The sequence below is a fragment of the Labrys sp. Lb11 genome (assembly GCF_057554225.1).
On record NZ_BAAJOT010000008.1, the window covers coordinates 290,259 to 308,436 of the forward strand.

The 18,178-nt window shown below is 69.2% G+C and carries 11 protein-coding genes; 3 read left to right on the forward strand and 8 right to left on the reverse strand.

The features are described from left to right. Positions 1 to 296: 296 nt before the first annotated feature. The 3 genes from pepN to AC27L4_RS28275 all read left to right on the forward strand — a co-directional run bounded on the left by pepN (position 297) and on the right by AC27L4_RS28275 (position 7,220). The gene (gene pepN, locus AC27L4_RS28265) at positions 297 to 2,918 is read left to right on the forward strand and encodes an aminopeptidase N (RefSeq protein WP_487145950.1); all 2,622 of its coding nucleotides are present in this window, start codon (positions 297 to 299) and stop codon (positions 2,916 to 2,918) included. 413 nt (positions 2,919 to 3,331) lie between these two features. Next, positions 3,332 to 5,551: a PAS domain-containing sensor histidine kinase gene (locus AC27L4_RS28270; protein WP_487145951.1), complete on the forward strand. Its 2,220-nt coding sequence runs from the start codon at positions 3,332 to 3,334 to the stop codon at positions 5,549 to 5,551. 205 nt (positions 5,552 to 5,756) lie between these two features. Continuing rightward, a complete protein-coding gene (locus tag AC27L4_RS28275) occupies positions 5,757 to 7,220 on the forward strand; it encodes a calcium-binding protein (protein WP_487145952.1) in 1,464 nt (487 codons plus the stop codon). Between the two features lie 19 nt (positions 7,221 to 7,239). On the opposite strand, the gene AC27L4_RS28280 is transcribed toward AC27L4_RS28275, so the two are convergent. The 8 genes from AC27L4_RS28280 to ccmI form a co-directional block, all read right to left on the reverse strand. After that, positions 7,240 to 10,128: a bifunctional [glutamine synthetase] adenylyltransferase/[glutamine synthetase]-adenylyl-L-tyrosine phosphorylase gene (locus tag AC27L4_RS28280; protein ID WP_487145953.1), complete on the reverse strand. Its 2,889-nt coding sequence runs from the start codon at positions 10,126 to 10,128 to the stop codon at positions 7,240 to 7,242. Further along, positions 10,125 to 11,513: a sensor histidine kinase gene (locus AC27L4_RS28285; RefSeq protein ID WP_487145954.1), complete on the reverse strand. Its 1,389-nt coding sequence runs from the start codon at positions 11,511 to 11,513 to the stop codon at positions 10,125 to 10,127. Before AC27L4_RS28285 ends, AC27L4_RS28280 begins: the two co-directional genes overlap by 4 nt. Beyond that, positions 11,497 to 12,186: a response regulator transcription factor gene (locus AC27L4_RS28290; RefSeq protein WP_487145955.1), complete on the reverse strand. Its 690-nt coding sequence runs from the start codon at positions 12,184 to 12,186 to the stop codon at positions 11,497 to 11,499. The genes AC27L4_RS28285 and AC27L4_RS28290 overlap by 17 nt, the downstream gene beginning before the upstream one ends. A 110-nt stretch (positions 12,187 to 12,296) precedes the next feature. After that, positions 12,297 to 13,844 (reverse strand): Do family serine endopeptidase, encoded by a 1,548-nt coding sequence (locus AC27L4_RS28295; protein WP_487145956.1) that lies wholly within the window; start codon positions 13,842 to 13,844, stop codon positions 12,297 to 12,299. Between the two features lie 257 nt (positions 13,845 to 14,101). Next, positions 14,102 to 14,554, reverse strand: a complete 453-nt coding sequence (locus AC27L4_RS28300) for a cytochrome c-type biogenesis protein (RefSeq protein WP_487145957.1) — start codon at positions 14,552 to 14,554, stop codon at positions 14,102 to 14,104. A gap of 5 nt (positions 14,555 to 14,559) precedes the next feature. Beyond that, entirely contained in the window at positions 14,560 to 16,539 is a 1,980-nt protein-coding gene (locus AC27L4_RS28305; RefSeq protein ID WP_487145958.1) for a heme lyase CcmF/NrfE family subunit, read from the reverse strand. 64 nt (positions 16,540 to 16,603) lie between these two features. Beyond that, entirely contained in the window at positions 16,604 to 17,059 is a 456-nt protein-coding gene (ccmE, locus tag AC27L4_RS28310; protein WP_487145959.1) for a cytochrome c maturation protein CcmE, read from the reverse strand. Between the two features lie 2 nt (positions 17,060 to 17,061). Beyond that, positions 17,062 to 18,177: a c-type cytochrome biogenesis protein CcmI gene (ccmI, locus tag AC27L4_RS28315; RefSeq protein WP_487145960.1), complete on the reverse strand. Its 1,116-nt coding sequence runs from the start codon at positions 18,175 to 18,177 to the stop codon at positions 17,062 to 17,064. Between the last annotated feature and the right edge of the window lies 1 nt (position 18,178).

The window sequence follows — 18,178 nt, forward strand, 5'->3', positions numbered from 1 at the left end:
CGGCGCGGCGACCGATCCTATATTCCACGCGTGTCGCCCTGCCGGAGACGTGCTGCCCGCATAGTATGCGATCCTGGCATGAACGGGGAGGCCTCTCAGCGGCTGCCTGTACGGGCCGCGTGCCGCCCGAGCCTGCCCGACGGGCGCTCGGCAAAGCGACGGCGTCCAAGGCGACGGAAACGCAGTCCGACCTGCGGTTTCTCCTTCGATCGATGCAGGACAGGCAGCCGCATCGTGTGCTTGGCTTGCGCGCATCGGGCCCCTACTGTGCCCGGGACTCATCAATGGTTGCTCCCATGCGCACCGAAACTCCGGGCCCCGTTCGCCTCGCCGATTACCGACCGTCCGACTATCTGATCGACACGGTGCATCTCGACATCCGCCTCGACGGCGCGGCGACGCGCGTGGTGGCGCGGCTGGCCATGCGCCCCAATCCGAAGGGAGAGGGCGGGCATCGGCTGGAGCTGCAGGGGGACGCCCTCGCCTTCGTCGGCGCCTCGCTGGACGGCGTGCCGCTCGACGCCTCCGCCTTTGACGCCGAGCCGGACGGCTTCGTCCTACATCAGGCGCCGCAAGGGTCCTTCGAGCTCGCCATCGAGACCCGGCTCGACCCCGCCGCCAACACCCAGCTGATGGGTCTCTACCGCACGGGCATCTGCTACTGCACGCAGTGCGAGGCAGAAGGCTTTCGCCGCATCACCTATTTCCTCGACCGGCCGGACGTGCTTGCCGTCTACACCACCCGCATCGAGGCCGATCGGGCCGAGGCGCCGGTACTGCTGGCCAATGGCAACCGGATCGAGGCGGGCGACCTGCCGGACGGACGGCATTTCGCCGTCTGGCACGACCCCTTCCCCAAGCCGTCCTATCTCTTCGCCATGGTGGCGGGCGACCTTGCCTGCGTCGCCGACGAGTTCGTCACCGCCTCGGGCCGCAAGGTGGCGCTGGAGATCCATGTCGAGCCCGGCAAGGAGGGGCGCTGCGCCTATGCGATGGATGCGCTCAAGCGCTCGATGCGCTGGGACGAGGAGGCCTTCGGACGCGAATACGACCTCGACATCTTCATGATCGTCGCCGTGTCCGACTTCAACATGGGCGCCATGGAGAACAAGGGCCTCAATATCTTCAACGACAAATATGTCCTGGCGTCGCCCGAGACCGCGACCGATCTCGACTACGCCAATATCGAGGCGATCATCGCCCATGAATATTTCCACAACTGGACCGGCAACCGCATCACCTGCCGCGACTGGTTCCAGCTCTGCCTCAAGGAAGGCCTAACCGTCTTCCGCGACCAGGAATTCTCCTCCGACCAGCGCTCGCGCGCCGTCAAGCGCATCGTCGACGTGCGCAACCTGCGCAGCCAGCAATTCGCCGAGGATGCCGGTCCCCTCGCCCATCCGGTCCGGCCCGACGTCTACAGCGAGATCAACAACTTCTACACCGCCACGGTCTACGAGAAGGGCGCCGAGGTGGTGCGCATGCTCAAGACGCTGATCGGCGACAGGGCCTTCCGGGCCGGCATGGACCTCTATTTCGACCGGCATGACGGCGAGGCCGTGACGATCGAGGACTTCATCGCCTGCTTCGCCCAGGCGAGCGCTCGCGACCTCGACCAGTTCATGCTGTGGTACCACCAGTCGGGCACGCCGGAGGTGAAAGCGTCCGGCCACTGGGACGCCGAGGCGCAGACCTACCGCCTCGACCTGGCACAGACCGTGCCGCCGACGCCGGGTCAACCGACCAAGGAGCCGATGGTCATCCCTGTCCGGCTCGGCCTGGTCGGCACCCGGGGCGACCTGCCGCTCATCCTCGACGGCCGCCCGTTCGACGGCGTCGTCGCCCTCGCCGAGCCCTCGCGCAGCCTCGTCTTCCAGGGCGTCGCCGAGCGGCCGGTGGCGTCGCTGCTGCGCGGCTTCTCCGCGCCGGTCAAGCTGAGCGCCGACCTCGACGAAGCCGACCTGCTCACCCTGTTCGAGCGCGACGCCGACCCGTTCAACCGCTGGCAGGCGGCGCAGACCTACGCCACGGCTCTGATCCTGAAATCGGTGCGGGCGCCGGACACGCCGATCGACCCGCATTTCGTCGCCGCCATCGGCACGTTCCTCGACGATGCGCTGCGCGACCCGGCCTTCGCCGCCCTCACCCTGACTCTGCCGAGCGAGACCGACATCGCCCGCGAAATCGGCGCCAATGTCGATCCGGACGCGATCTTCGCGGCGCGCCAAGCCCTGCGCCGGGCCATCGGCGGCACGCTGCACGACCGGCTGATGCAGCTGCGCGAGGGGCTGACCATGTCCGGTCCCTACACCCCGGATGCCAACGGCGCCGGGCGCCGGGCCCTGCGCAACGCGGCGCTGTACCTGGCCTGCGGGTCGGACCGTCCCGACGCGCCCGACGCGGCTGCCCGGCAGTTCGCCACGGCCGACAACATGACCGACCGTTTCGCCGCCCTGTCGATCCTGACGCTCTCGGGTGCCTCCGGCGCCGAGCAGGCGCTGGAGGCCTTCCATGACCGCTATCGCGACGACCCTCTGGTCGTCGACAAATGGCTGATGGTGCAGGCGCAGATCCCGGCTGCGGCGACGCTGGACCGGGTCAGGCGGCTGATGACCCATCCCTCCTTCTCGATGAGCAACCCCAACCGCGTGCGGGCGCTGGTGGGCGCCTTCTGCAGCGGCAACCCGACCCAGTTCAACCGACCCGACGGCGAGGGCTTCCGTTTCCTGGCCGAAGTGACGCTGGACATCGACCCCAGGAATCCGCAGCTCGCCGCGCGTCTCGTCAGCGCGCTGCGCAGCTGGCGCTCGCTGGAACCGCAGCGGCGCGATCATGCCGAAGCGGCGCTGCGGCGCCTGGCAGAGGCGCCATCCCTGTCGCGCGACGTCTCCGACATCGTGCAGCGCGCTCTCGCCTGAGACGCAATCGTCCGGCTGCCCGCGCACCGCGCAGGCCGCCGGCCATCGCGACACGGAGCCTGGCCGGCAGCCTATATATGGTTAACAAATCGTAATCCTGGCCCAGATATAGCAGTTTGGCAGCGAAAAGCTGCGCCAAACGGCAGGAGCGTCCTGAAGGATCGGCGGCGAAACCAAGCCATCGGGCCGACAATCCTCGTATTCCGACTCTGGACAAATCAGTCCGCACTTGATTCTTATAGTTTTAACGATTCGCAAGTCTGTACGCGAACAATCCAATTGCACAGTCACGGGGTCGATTTATGGCGCGTGCCAGCGTTGCCAGCGCGTCTTTGCGTCCCTCTCACGTCCGGGGCCTGGCAAAGACCTTGACGTCGCCGTCACACGGCCGGCTGCTGTGGATGGAACCCGTCATGCACAAGGCGGTCCCCATTCTGATCGTGGTGTTCCTGTCGACCATCGTCATCGCCACCAGCCTGCAGATCCTGGAGGCGCGCGACCGGGCCGTCGCCGGCACCGCCGCCAATCTCGATCTGACCGTCGCCATCGCCAAGGCGCAGCTGGCCCGGACCGGCGCCGCCCAGGCGCAAGCGATCCTCGACCACCTGCCGGCGCCGGCCGAGGGCGTCGTGCACGCGATCGCCGGCCGCGACGGGACCGTCCTGGCCACCACGCCGCCGCGCAACCCCGCGATGACGGCGGTGCTCACGGCTCTTCTGGCCGGCGGCAGGATGCAGGCCGCGGCGCCCCGCCTCGCCGGGGAGGCCGAGGTGATCGCGGCCATGGACACGGTCGACGAACTGCGCATCGTCGCCTTCCGGCCGCTCGACCAGGTGCTCGACCGATGGCAGACCCGGACGGCCCTGCTGGTGCTGCTGCTGACCCTCACCGGCGCCACGCTGCTGGCGCTCGGCATCGCCTATTACTGGCAGGCTTCGCGGGCGCGCCGCGCCGACGACACCTACAACGCGGTGCGGACTCGGCTGGAAACCGCCCTCGCCCATGGCCGCTCCGGCCTGTGGGACTGGGATCTGGAGAGCGGCCGGGTCTATTGGTCGGACTCGATGTTCACCCTGCTCGGCTTCGAGCCGCGCGACGACCTGATGCTCGACGCCGACATCGAGTCGCTTGTCGACATCGAGAATGGCGGACTGCGCTCCTTCGCGCGGGAGTTGCGGGCCAAGGCCGCGCCGCAGCCGATCGACCGCCGCTTCCGCATGCGCGCCGCCGACGGCGAATGGATCTGCATGCGCGCCCGCGGCGAGTTGGTCGTCGGCGCCGGCGGCACCGGCCGGCGCATGATCGGCATCGTCGTCGACGAGACCGAGGAGCGCCGCTTCGCCGAACAGACCCAGCAGGCCAACGAGCGTATCCGCGACGCGATCGGCGCGCTCTCGGAGGCCTTCGTGCTTTGGGACGCCGACAGCCGCCTGGTGATCTGCAATTCCAAGTTCCAGGAACTGCACAAGCTGCCCGACGCGCTGGTGCGGCCGGGCACCCGCCATGGCGATCTGGTGGCGGCCGGGTGCCAATCCGTCGTGCGCATGCGCCGTGCCGCAGCCCCCGACAGCGAGCGGGAGGGACGCACCTTCGAGGCCCAACTCGCCGACGGCCGCTGGCTGACCATCAACGAGCGGCAGACCGGCGACGGCGGCTACGTCTCCGTCGGCACCGACATCACCTCGCTCAAGCGCCAGCAGGAGATGCTGATCGATCGCGAGCGCCAGCTCAACGCCACCATCTCCGACCTCAAGCGCTCGCGCCAGGTACTCGAGCAGCAGACGCAGCAATTCGCCGAACTCGCCGAGAAATATGCCGAGGAGACGGTCAAGGCCGAGGCGGCGAACCGGGCCAAGTCCACCTTCCTCGCCAATATGAGCCATGAGCTGCGAACGCCGCTCAACGCCATCATCGGCTTCTCCGAGCTGATGAGCAGCGGCACGTTCGGCGCGCTGAACCAACCGCGCTACGTCGACTATTGCCGGGACATCCAGGCCAGCGGCCGCTATCTGCTCGACTTCGTCGACGACATCCTGGAAATGTCGAAGATCGAGGCGGGCGAGCTCACCCTCAAGCACGAGCGCTTCCACCTCGACCGCCTGCTGGCCGAACAGCTGCGCACGGCGCGCGAGGATGTCGAAGCCAAGCATCTCACCGTGCACGCCCATTGGCCCGTGGGCACGGAGCTCGAGGCCGATCGCCGCGCCATGCGCCTGATCGTGCGCAACCTCCTGTCCAATGCAGTGAAGTTCACGCCCGAGGGCGGGCATATCGGCCTGCGCCTGCGCCGCCACGACGGCAAGCTGGCGATCTATGTCGAGGACAGCGGCATCGGCATCGCCCCGCAGGCGATGGAGAAGCTCGGCCGCCCCTTCGAGCAGGCCCAGGCGCAGTTCACCAAATCGCACAAGGGCTCGGGCCTCGGCCTGTCGATCGCCAAGTCCCTGACGGAGATGCATGGCGGCGCCCTGCGCATTCGCTCGGCCCTCGACGTCGGCACCGTGGTGATGGTGACGGTGCCGATTTCCGCCCGCGCCGGCCGCCGTGCCGGCCCCGAGCCCCTCGCCCTGTCCAGCCTCGGCCTCGGCCAGATCGCGCCGACCATGGCACATGTGATGCCGGCGATGCACTGACGCTCCGTCGAGCATGCCGAGCGGCCAGGCATGACGCGCCCGGAGCCCGATCCGGGGCGTGCGCAATGGCACATGTCCCGACGCGGAAAAGGTCTATGTGCGGCGAGCGCGGAGCCGGGGAGATCGGCCGGCGGTCGCCGGTTCCCACCCCTGGCGCAGCGAGCCCCCACTCCCTCACCCCTCCCCCGCAAGGGATGCTGCCATCATGGCCAACATCGACGTTACCCAGGACCTCTTCGTCAACAGCGATGTCGTTGCCGCCGTCCAGGCGACCGGTTCACAAGACACGATTACCGTTTTTGAGAACGTCACGATCCAGACCCAGGCTGCGGGGCTGGCAATCCTAGCCGATGGCTTCGGCGATACCCTCAATCTCAACGGCACGGCCGACAGCCTCGAGGACGACGCGATCGTCATGGGCACCAGCGGACTCAAGGCTTCCGGCGGTAATACCGTCGGCATCGCCGCCACAGGGCGCATCACGACCCACGGATCCGACGACGACGCCCTCGTCCTGCACGGGGACGGCAACACGCTCAAGAACGCCGGCACCATCAGCGCCGGCCGCGACGGCGTCCTGGCCGACGGCGCCTTCGCGAACCTGACCAACACCAATACGATCGTCGCCGGCGGCGACGCGATCCATGTCACCGACGACAACGCGACCGTGGTCAACAACGGCTACGCATCGGGCGCGATTGCCGGCATTGCGATCGAAGGCAACCACGCGTCGGTGACGAATACCGGTCTCGTCCTCGGAAGCGCCGGCGCCGGGCTTGCCCTGACCAGCGAGGGGGCGACGATCCACAACCTCGGCACGATCGCCGGCAACGTCGGTGTGGCGCTCGTCAACGACGACGGCAATCCCGGGACGCCGGCGGCCAAGGCCACCCTCGCCAATGACGGCCTCATCTCCGCCGGGGCGTTCGGCGTGTACACCGTGGGCAACGATGTCCTGGTCAAGAACGGCGCGAACGGCACCATCACGCTGGCGCTGGGCGGTGACGCCGTGCACATGGCCACGGTGGCCGGACAGACGGAAACCTTCCTCAACGATGGCGTCGTCTCGTCGAAGCTGAACGCCGTCACCGGCGGCGACGGCATCGAGAAGGTGACAAACACCGGCACGATGACCGGCGCCGTCCACCTCGGCGGCGGCAATGACGTGTTCAGCTCGGCGATCGGCAAGGTCACCGGCCTGATCGACGGCGGCGACGGCAATGACACGATCACCGGCAGCGCCTATGCCGACACCATCCTCGGCGGCAAAGGCAACGACACGCTCAAGGGCGGGGGCGGCGCCGACAAGATCACCGGCGGCACCGGGCTCGATCACCTCTACGGGGGAACCGGCGCCGACACCTTCGTCTTCAAGGCGACGATCGAAAGCCCCGCCACGGCGAACCGCGACGTGATCGAGGATTTCAGCGTCGCCCAGGGCGACAGGGTCGACATCGCCGGCATCGACGCCGACACGTCGGTCGCCGGCAACCAGGCCTTCCATTTCATCGGCACGGCCGCCTTCGGCCACCATGCCGGCGAGCTGCGCTACGAGGCCGCCGGCACCGGCGTCGTCGTCTCCGGCGACATCAACGGCGACGGCAAGGCGGATTTCTCCGTCGAGCTCGCCCACCTCGCCTCCGCCGACGCCGGCATGTTCATCCTCTGACCCCTGCCGCGACCGTCCCTCACCCCACGATCGACCGGAAGATCGCCCGCACCTCCTTCTGGTGATCGGCGATGGCGGCGGCCAGGACCTTGAAGTCCGGCTCGCCGCAGGCTTCGACCAGCAGGGCCTTGAGGGCGTCCGGCGCCTTGGCGAGGCCGCTGTGGCTGCCGGCGCAGAGGCGGGCGATCTGCGACAGCGTGGTGTAGAGACGCCAGGCGCCGGTCAGGGCCTCGTGATCGCCGGGCGGCAGCAGGCCGGCCTCGGCGGCGCGGTCGAGCACGGCAGCGGTGCCGATCGCCAGGATCGACCGGTGCTGCGGACCGTGCAGCAGTTGCAGGGCCTGGGCGATGAACTCGATGTCGACGATGCCGCCAGCGGCGTGCTTGAGATCCCAGCGATCCTTGTCACCCTTCTCCTGGGCCAGGAGCGCGCGCATCTCGGCGACGTCGCGGCGGATGCGGTCGGCGTCGCGCGGCATGGTCAGCACTTCGGTGATCACCGCCTCCACCCGCGCCAGCAACGGCGCGTCCCCGGCGACAGGGCGGGCCCGCGTCAGGGCCATGTGCTCCCAGGTCCAGGCCTCCTCACGCTGATAGGCGCGGAAGCCGTCGATATGGAGCGCCACCGGTCCCTTGCGGCCCGACGGACGCAGGCGCATGTCGACCGGGAACAGGGCGCCCTGGGCGGTGGGAACCGACAGCGCCGCGATCAGGCGCTGCGTCAGACGCGAGAACCAGACGGACGGCGCGATCGGCCGCGGCCCGTCGCTCTCCACCGCATCGTCCGCATGGTCGTAGACGACGATCAGGTCGAGGTCGGACGTCGCCGTCATCTCGCGGCTGCCGAGCTTGCCCATGCCGACCACGCAGACCTCGCCGCCGGGGATCTCGCCATGGGCCGCTGCCAGCTCGGCGCGGACGAGGCCGAGCAGCACGCGCACCATGGCCCCCGTCAGCGCCGAAATATGCGTCCCCGCCTCGGTCGGCTTGAGATCGCCGAACAGCATGCGCGCGCCGATGAGGAACTGGCGCTCGCGGGTGAAGACCCGGGCGAGGTCGAGCTTGTCCTCATAGCCTTCGGCAATGGCGAGGGCGGCCCGGGCGCGTTCGGCCAGCGCCGCCTCGTCCGCGCCCTCGCGGGCGCCGGCCGGATCGAGCAGCCCGTCCAGCACGTGCGGCCGCGCCGCCACGATCTCGGCCAGGCGCGGCGCCACGGCCAGGATGCGGGCGAGCGTGTCGAGCAGGCGGGTGTTGTTGCGCAGGATCGACAGGAGCTGATAGCCCGAGGGCATCCGCGACAGCAGCCCGTCGAAGGCCAGCAACGCCTCGTCGGGCCGGCGGTCACGCGACAGGGCTTCAAGCAGCGCCGGGGTCAGCTCGGTCAGGTCCTCGCGCGCCCGGGCCGAGCGCATCGCCGGGTAGCGGCCGAAGTGCCAGCCGCGGATCATCTCCGCCACCTGGGCGGGCGCGGAGAAGCCGAGCCCGGCCAGCGTCTTCAATGTCTCGGGATCGTCGCCCTTGCCGGTGAACACCAGGCTGCCGGCGTTCCCCGCCAGCGCCGGCGACGTCTCGAACAGCCGGGCATAGTGGCGCTGCACCGTCTCCAGCCGCCGGACCAGCGCCTCGGCGAAGGCGGCGCGGCTGGAATAGCCGGCAAAGCGAACGAAGCGGTCCAGCCGGTCGCGGTCGGCGGGCAGGGCATGGGTCTGCTCGTCGGCGATCATCTGCAACCGATGCTCGAGCCCGCGCAGGAAGCCATAGGCCTCGGTCAGCTCGTCGCGCGCCTCGGCGGTGATCCAGCCGGCGGCGCAGAGCGCGGCCAGCATCGCGACGGTCTCGCGGCCGCGCAGCAGCGGGTTGCGGCCACCGGCGATGAGCTGCTGCGTCTGCACGAAGAACTCGATCTCGCGGATGCCGCCGCGCCCGAGCTTGAGGTCGTGGCCGGCGACGGCGATGTCCTCGTGGCCCTTGTGCACGTGGATCTGCCGCTTCATGGCATGCACGTCGGCGATGGCGGCATAATCGAGGTGCTTGCGCCAGATGAAGGGACCGATGCCGGCGAGGAACTCGGCCCCCGCCGCCCTGTCGCCGGCGCAGGCGCGCGCCTTGATCATGGCGGCGCGCTCCCAGTTCTGGCCGACACTCTCGTAGTAGCCGAACGCCGCCGGCAGCGAGATGGCAATGGCGGTGGCGCCGGGATCGGGACGCAGCCTCAGATCGACGCGGAAGACATAGCCGTCGGCGGTACGCTCGGACAGCATGCGCACCAGGCCCTGGGTCAACCGCACGAAAAAGGGGTTCGGCTCCAGCCCCTCGCGCAGAGGCGCCGCCTCCGGATCATAGAGCACGATCAGGTCGATGTCGGAGGAATAGTTGAGCTCCCCGGCGCCATGCTTGCCCATGGCGAGGACCACCAGGCCGCAACCGGTCTCCGGATCGGCCGGATCCGGCGGGAGGATGCGCCCGGCCGCGGCCGCATCGCGCAGCAGCCAGCGCAGGGCGCAGGATGCGGCGGCGTCGGCGAGACGGGTCAGGGCGGCGGTGACCTCCGCCACGGTCCAGACGCCACCGAGATCGGCGAGGCCGATCAGCAGCGCGGCCTCCTGCTTCAGGCGGCGCAGCGCATGCATGGCGTCGGCCTGGCTCTCGGCTGCGTCGCAGGCGGCACGGGCGGCGTCGAGGGCCGCTGCCAGCGTCGCCACGGGGTCGCCTGCCAGCAGCCGCGCGAGCCGGTCCGGATCGGCGACGCACAGCTCCCACAGATAGGGCGAGCCGGCGGCGATGCCGGCCAGCAGAGCCCCGGCTTCGGGATGGGCTTCGAGCACCCCGCCGAGCTCACGCAGGCGTGTGGCTGCCTGCTTGGAGGCGGGCGCCAGCGGCGCCGCCACGAGGCTCCCGGCGAGGCTCATGTCGCGGCCGGCCGGTTGGGCAGTTCCAGCACCGCCCGCAGGCCGGGCGCATTGTCCTCCAGCCGCAGCGCGCCGCCATGCAGCTTGGCGACCGCCGCCGCCAGGGACAGGCCGAGCCCAGACCCCGGTCGCGACCGGCTGGCCTCCAGCCGCACGAAGCGCTCCAGCACCCGCTCCCGATCGGCGTCGGCGATGCCCTCGCCACTGTCGGCGACGGCGATGCGCACGAAGCCGGCGGCGCTGGCGGCGCTGACCCGTACTTTCGGCGCCTCGCCGGCGGCACCGTGCTTCAAGGCGTTGTCGACGAGATTGGCCACGGCCTGTCCGATCAGTTCCCGGTTTCCACGGATGACGATCGGCGCCGGCGCCTCGACCTCGAAGGCGACGCCTTTCTCCTCCGCTACCGGTTCATAAAGCTCGGCGACGCCGCGCGCCACCTCCGCGGCGTCGAACTCGCTCATCGCGGTCTGGATCTGCCCGGCCTCGGCGCGGGCGATCATCAGGAGTGCGTTGAAGGTGGCGATCAGGCCGTCGGATTCCTCGATCGTCTTCTCCAGGGCCTCGCGATACTCCATCTCGGTCTTCGAGAGGCGCAACGCCTCCTCGGCCCGGTTGCGCAGGCGGGTCAGCGGGGTCTTGAGGTCGTGGGCAATGTTGTCGGAAACCTCCTTCACGCCCGCCATCAGCTCCTGGATGCGGTCGAGCATGGTGTTGGTGGTGGTGGCGAGGCGGTCGATCTCGTCGTCGGTACCGGCGATGGCCAGGCGCCGCGACAGGTCGCCCTGGACGATGGAGCGGCTGGTCTCGTTGATGTCGTCGAGGCGGTGCAGCACGCGGCGGGTGACGAACCAGCCGCCGGCGACGCCGAGCACGATGATGAAGGCCGCCGACCACAGCGACGCCGTGGTCATGATGGTGCGGACGCGGTACTGCTCCTCCAGATCCAGGCCGACCAGCAGCCTGTATCCGTCCGACAGCTTGAAGACGCGCACCAGCGCCATGCGCGTCCGCGCCTTGGCGTCGTCGTAGCGGGTATAGGGGACTTCGTTCCAGCCCGTCTTGTCGAACACGTCGTCGGGCAGCGACGACACGTTCCCGGCCAGCGCGTCGTTCTCGGCCGTGATGACGAGATAGAGCATGGAGCCGGGCTGGCGCGAGCGCCGCTCGATGGCGGCGACCAGGCGCACGATGCCACCCTGGCTGTACTGGTCGGCGAGGCTGGAGATCTCGGCATCGACCGTGCCGTTGATCTGCGAGCCGAGCAGGCGCTGGGCATTCCAGAAGAAGTAGCCGAGCAGGAACGCCGCGAACAGCGTGAACACAAGCAGGTACACGGCCATCAGCTTGAAGGCCGTGGTGCGGACGAGCTTACCGAGCGCCGTCACGAATCATGTACCCGGCACCGCGCACCGTGTGCAGCAACGGCTTGTCGAAGCCCTTGTCGAGCTTGGAGCGCAGGCGCGACACGTGCACGTCGATGACGTTGGTGCCCGGGTCGAAATGATAGTCCCAGACATTCTCCAGGAGCATGGTCCGCGTCACCACCTGCCCGGCATTCTTCATCAGATATTCGAGCAGGCGAAACTCGCGCGGCTGGACGTCGATCTCGACGCCGCCGCGCCGCACCACATGCGACAGGCGGTCGAGCTCGAGGTCGCCGACCCGATAGACCGTCTCCTCGGCCTTGCCCGGCCGGCGCCGGGCCAGCACCTCCACCCGGGCCAGCAGCTCGGCGAAGGAATAGGGCTTGGGCAGGTAGTCGTCGCCGCCGGCGCGCAGTCCCTTGACGCGGTCGTCGACATCGCCGAGCGCGGACAGGATGAGCACCGGGGTGTCGAAGGATTCGGCGCGCAACCGGCCGATCATCGACAGGCCATCCATCCGCGGCAGCATGCGGTCGACGACGAGCACGTCGTAGGGCCCATCCTTGGCCATGGCGTAGCCGTCGACGCCGTCTGCCGCGTGGTCGGCGACGTGTCCGGTCTCGGTGAAGGCTTTGAGAAGATAGGATGCCGCCTCGCGGTCATCCTCGACAATCAGAATCCGCATGTCCGACATTGTAGCCCAACCTCAAAAAAAACGGCAGGCCGGGGGTTGGCCTGCCGTTCACCGCTGGGTCGCCGACGTGCGTGGGGGCGTGTCGCCGGCGGACCCCGGGTTCGGTTGCGTCAGCCCTTGGCGACCGGGACGGCGACGAAGCGCACGCTGTCGCCGTTGGTGACACGCAGCAGCACGGTCTTGCGGCCGTCCGCCACCATGGAGTCGATGCCGTCCTTGACGTCGGCGACGCTCTTCACCGGCTTGCCGGCAACATCGACGATCACATCGCCGACCTTCAGCCGGTCGGCCGCGGCGCCGGACGGATCGACATCGGTGACGACCACGCCCTTGTTGCCCGCACCCTGCACCGCGGAGGCCGGAGCCAGCTCGATGCCGAGGCTGTCGAGCGAGGCATGATCCTCATTCGCCTGGTCCTGGCTGTCGCGGTTCGCCTTGGCGAGCTGCTTGTCGCCGGGCAGCTTGGCGGTGGCGACCTTCACCGAGATCTCCTTGCCGTCGCGCCAGACCGTCAGATCGGCATCGTCGCCGGGCTTGATCGCGGCCACGGCACGGGCGAGCTCACGCGGCCCGGCCACCGACTGGCCGTTGACGGCGGTGACGGCGTCGCCGGACTTCAGGCCGGCCTTGGAGGCCGGGCCGTTGCGGCTGACGTCGGCGATGATCGCACCCTCAGCCTTCTTCAGGCCGATGCTGTCGGCGATGTCCTGGGTCACCGGCTGGATCTGCACGCCGATCCAACCGCGCGTCACCTGGCCGTCGCTCCGAAGGGCGTTGACGACGCGCTGCACCGTGTCGGCCGGGATGGCGAAGCCGATGCCGACGCTGCCGCCGGAGGGCGAGAAGATCGCGGTGTTGACGCCGATCACCCGGCCGTTGAGGTCGAAGGTCGGGCCACCCGAATTGCCCCGGTTCACCGGCGCGTCGATCTGGATGAAGTCGTCATAGGGACCGGAGCCGATGTCGCGGCCGCGGGCCGAGACGATGCCCGCCGTGACGGTGCCGCCGAGGCCGAAGGGGTTGCCGACCGCGATCACCCAGTCGCCGACGCGCGGCGCCTGAGAAGCGAGGTCGACGAAGGGGAACTTCGCGTCGTCCTTGACCTTGAGCAGGGCGAGGTCGGTCTTGGGATCGGTGCCGATCACCTTGGCGGTGTAGGTCTTGCCGCCGTCGGTGACGACGTCGACCTCGGTGGCATTGTCGACCACATGGTTGTTGGTGACGATGTAGCCGTCGGCCGAGATGAAGAAGCCCGAGCCCTGGGCCATGCCGAACTGCTTGCGCGGACGATGGGGGTTCATGCCGCCGCCGTTTTCACCGAAGCCGAACTGCTTGAAGAAGCGGAACATCGGATCGTCTGGCGAGATGCCGGGGCCGGCGCTGCCGTCATCGCTCGTGGTCTCGGCGGTGAGGGTCTTCACCTTGACCGACACCACGGCCGGACGCACCTTCTCCACCACGTCGGCGAAGCTGATCGGCTGGCCGGCAATGGCTTGCGACTGCGACTGGGACTGGGCGAAGGCCGGCGTCGCAGGCTGGACCATGAGGTCGCCGGCAGCCAGGCCGAGCACGCCCAGACCGAACACGCCGGCCATCAGCGCCTTGCGATGACGAGCCAGGAGGCCGGGCTTGGCGGAGGAATTGGTGGGATGGATCATTGGTCGGCTCCACTCCTGCCTGTGCAGGGATTCTTGTGAATTCCAGGCGACGCAACCGCGTCGTTGGAGGAGACTATGATGACCATCACATTACGGCGCTTTGTCCGCGGGATTACTGTTTGGTAAGGCACCACCGCGACCGTCGCAGCCCCGGCTCGTCCCCGACGACCAAAGCGCGCAGACGGTCCGGCGCGCCACGGCAGATTTCCCGCTCCCGTGCGCAGTCGGCCCGTGTCGTCGAAGTTCGTGCCGGGACGTCAGCCCTGCCGGTTGACGATCTCGTCGAGGGCGCGGCGCTCGTCCTCGCTGAGCGGCACCGGCGCAGCCCGACGGCGGCGGGCGTTGCGGAGCATCATCGCCGCGCCCAGCACAAGCAACACGAAGGGCGCGGTCCACAGGACGACCGTGCGCCATTCCAGCGGCGGCTTCAGCAGGATGAAGTCGCCGTAACGCTGCACCAGGAAGTCCTTGACCGCGGCGTCGCTGTCGCCGGCCACGAGGCGCTCTCGCACCAGGACGCGCAGATCCTTGGCCAGCGGCGCATCCGAATCATCGATCGACTGGTTCTGGCAGACCATGCAGCGCAGCTCGGCCGACAGAGCCCGGGCCCGCGCCTCCAGGGCCGGATCCTTCAGCACCTCGTCTGGCTGCACGGCGAGCGCCGGCAACGCCACCAGGACGGCGGCAAGGGCGAGGACGATGCGGCGCATCGACCTCACTCCGCCGGCTGCAAGGTTGCGGCCCGTCGGGCCGGCCGCGGCGCCCCGACGCGCAGGCGCCGGTCGGACAGCGACAGCAGGCCGCCGAAGGCCATGACCACGCAGCCGAGCCAGATCAGCGTCACCAGCGGCTTGTCGTAGAGCCGCACCGCGACGGCACCGTCCGGCTGGCTATCGCCGAGCGCCACATAGAGCTGGCCGAACCCGAAGGTGCGGATGCCCGCTTCGGTCGTCGGCATCTGGCGGGCGGGGTAGAAGCGCTTGGCCGATTCGATGTCGCCGTCAGGCTGGCCGTTCACGCGCACGGAGAATCGGGCGACGGTGTCGTCGTAATTGGGGCCCTTGCGCGGCTGCACGCCGAGAAAGGTCAGCTCGTAGCGGCCGACGACCTGGGTATCGCCGGGCTTCATCGCCGCCACGGTCTCGACGTGCCAGGCGACGCCGACGATGCCGAGCAGCATCACGCCCACGCCGAAATGGGCGAAGGCCGTGCCATAGGCCGAGCGCGGCAGGCCGAGCGCGCGGCGCAGGCTGGCGGAGACCGGCTCCCGGAACAGCTTCAGCCGTTCGGCCACCTCCACCACCGCGCCGATCATGACGAAGGCGGCGAGGCCGGCGCCCAGCGGTGCGAGCACGGGGCCGCCGCGCGCCAGCCAGAGCGTCACCCCCGTGACCAGGACCGCCACGCCGATCGCCATACCGAGCCGCTGGGTCACGCCCGGCAGATCGCCGCGCTTCCAGGCCAGGAACGGGCCGAAGGGCATGAACAGCATCAGCGCCAGCATCAGCGGCCCGAACGTCAGGTCGTAGAAGGGCGGCCCGACCGAGATCTTGCCGCCGGTCAGCGCTTCCAGCACCAGCGGGTAGAGCGTGCCGAAGAACACCGCGGCGCAGCTCACCGTCAGCAGGAGGTTGTTGAGGACGAGCGCGCCCTCGCGCGACACCGGGGCGAAGATGCCGCCCTGCCGCAGGGTCGATACGCGCCAGGCGAACAGGGCCAGGCCGCCGCCGATGAAGGCGATCAGGATGGCGAGGATGAAGACGCCGCGAGCGGGATCGCTGGCGAAGGCATGCACCGAGGTCAGCACGCCCGATCGCACCAGGAAGGTGCCGAGCAGCGACAACGAGAAGGCCAGGATGGCGAGGAGCACGGTCCACACCTTCAAGGCCTCGCGTTTTTCCATGACGACGGCGGAATGGAGCAGCGCCGTGCCGGCGAGCCAGGGCATCAGCGAGGCATTCTCCACCGGATCCCAGAACCAGAAACCGCCCCAGCCCAGCTCGTAATAGGCCCAGTAGGAGCCCATGGCGATGCCGAGCGTCAGGAAGATCCAGGCGGTCAGGATCCAGGGCCGGACCCAGCGGGCCCAGGCGGCGTCGATGCGCCCCTCGATCAGGGCGGCGGCGGCGAAGGCGAAGACGATGGAGAAGCCGACATAGCCGAGATAGAGCAGCGGCGGATGGATGGCGAGGCCGATGTCCTGCAGGATCGGGTTGAGGTCCGCCCCCTGCATAGGCGCCGGGTTCATCCGGGCGAAGGGATTGGACGTGCACAGGATGAACAGCAGGAAGGCGGCCGTCACCCAGGCCTGCACCGCGAGCGTCGTCGCCTTGGTCGACAGCGGCAGGTTGCGGGCGAATGCCGCCACCAGCGCGCCGAAGAGGGCGAGGATCAGCACCCACAGCAGCATCGATCCTTCATGGTTCCCCCACACGCCGGTGATCTTGTAGATCATCGGCTTGTCGGAATGGGAATTCTCGACGACGTTGACCACCGAGAAGTCCGAAGCCACGTGGGCCTGCACCAGGGCCGCGAAAGCAAAGCCGATCAGCAGGAACTGGAACAGCGCCGCCGATGGCGCCATGCGCATCAGCGCCGCGTCGCCGGTCCGGGCTCCCCAGATCGGCAGGACGGACTGGACGAGGGCCAGCACCAGGGCGAGGACGAGGGCGTAGTGGCCGAGCTCGGCGATCATGGCTCTCTCTCCGCGAGACACGGTGAAACCGGGCAGCGCCCGCGCGACCGGGACCGGACGGGCGTCACGGCTTCTTCCCGTAATTGGCGCCCTCTTCCCAGCGCCCCTGCGCCTTCAGCGCATCGGCGACTTCCTTGGGCATGTATTTCTCGTCGTGCTTGGCCAGAAGCGTGTCGGCGTGGAACACGCCGCCCGGATCGATCACGCCTTCGGCGACCACGCCCTGCCCCTCGCGGAACAGGTCCGGCACGATCCCGCTATAGGTGACCTTGATCGCCTTGTTCATATCGGTGACGTTGAACGTCACGGACGTGGCGCCGTCGCGCACGACCGATCCCTTTTCCACCAGGCCGCCGAGCCGCAGGCGCTGGCCCGGCTGCATGCCCTTCTCCGCGACGTCGGTGGGCGAAGCGAAGAAGGTGATGGTGCTGGTCAGGGCGCTCAGCACCAGCCCGACAGCCACGGCGAGCACAACCAGGGCCGAACCGATCAGAACGAGGCGTCTTTGCTTGCGGGTCATTCCTATCCTTCCAGCCCCAGCCCCTTGACCAGCTCATTGAACGATTTGAGGTCCTCCGGCGAACCCGCCAGAGCCTTGCGCGCATCCGCCACGGCCGACGCCGCCTTGTCGCGCTCGCCGAGCACGCTGTAGGCACGGACGAGCCGGCGCCAGTCCTCCAGGCTGCCGCCGCCGGCCTTGAGCCGCGAGGCGAGGCCCTCGACCATGCCCTGGATCATCCTGGCGCGATCTTCCGGCGTCATCTGCCCGGCCGCGGCGACCTCGTCGGCCGAGGGGCCCTTGGCGTCGACGGGCGTGCCGCCGGCCCGCGCGATCTCCTGACGCAGGAAGGCCGCGATGCGCGAGGCGGAGGGCTGTCTGGCCAGCAGGGCGTTCCAGTCGGCGATCGCCGCCTGCTTGTCGCCGTCCTGCTCCCTGGCGAGGCCGAGATAGTACAGCGCCGTGGCATTGTCCGTCTCGAGCGCAACCGCGCGCTCGAATGCTTTCCTGGCGTCGGCGGTCACGATATTGCCGGCCGCCGCCACGGCCGCCTCGCCGAAGGCGCTCTCGCGCCCCGCGGTCGAGCCGAGAAGCCGCAGCGCATTGCCATAGGCCTGGCGCGCATCGTCATAGCGGCCGGCGCGCAGATAGATCGGCGCCAGCAGTTCCCAACCCCGGCCGTCCTGGGGATTCTTGGCCAGCATCTCCTCGACACGCGCGACGAGCTCGGCCATCGACATCGTGTCGGGCGATGCCGAGAGCCGGGCCTGCAAGGGCTGGTCGGGCAGGCCGGGCGAGCCGAGCCTGGCATAGGTGCCGAGGCCGGCCAGCGGCACGACGATCAGGACGATGACGGCGGCAATCCGGTGGCGGGCCAGCGACGGGCTGGCCGACGGCTCGTGCCTGGCCGCAGCATCGGCGGCGATCAGCCGGCGGGAGATCTCGATCCGGGCTGCTTCGGCTTCCTGCGCTCCGATCAACCCGCGTTCACGGTCGCGGTCCACCTCGGCGAGCTGGTCCTTGTAGATCGCGATGTCGCTCGCGCGGCTGCCGGGCGCCGCGTCGCGGCCGGCCAGCGGCCACAGCAACGCCAGCGCCGCGACGCCGGTCATCAGAGCGATTATGATCCAGAACACCATG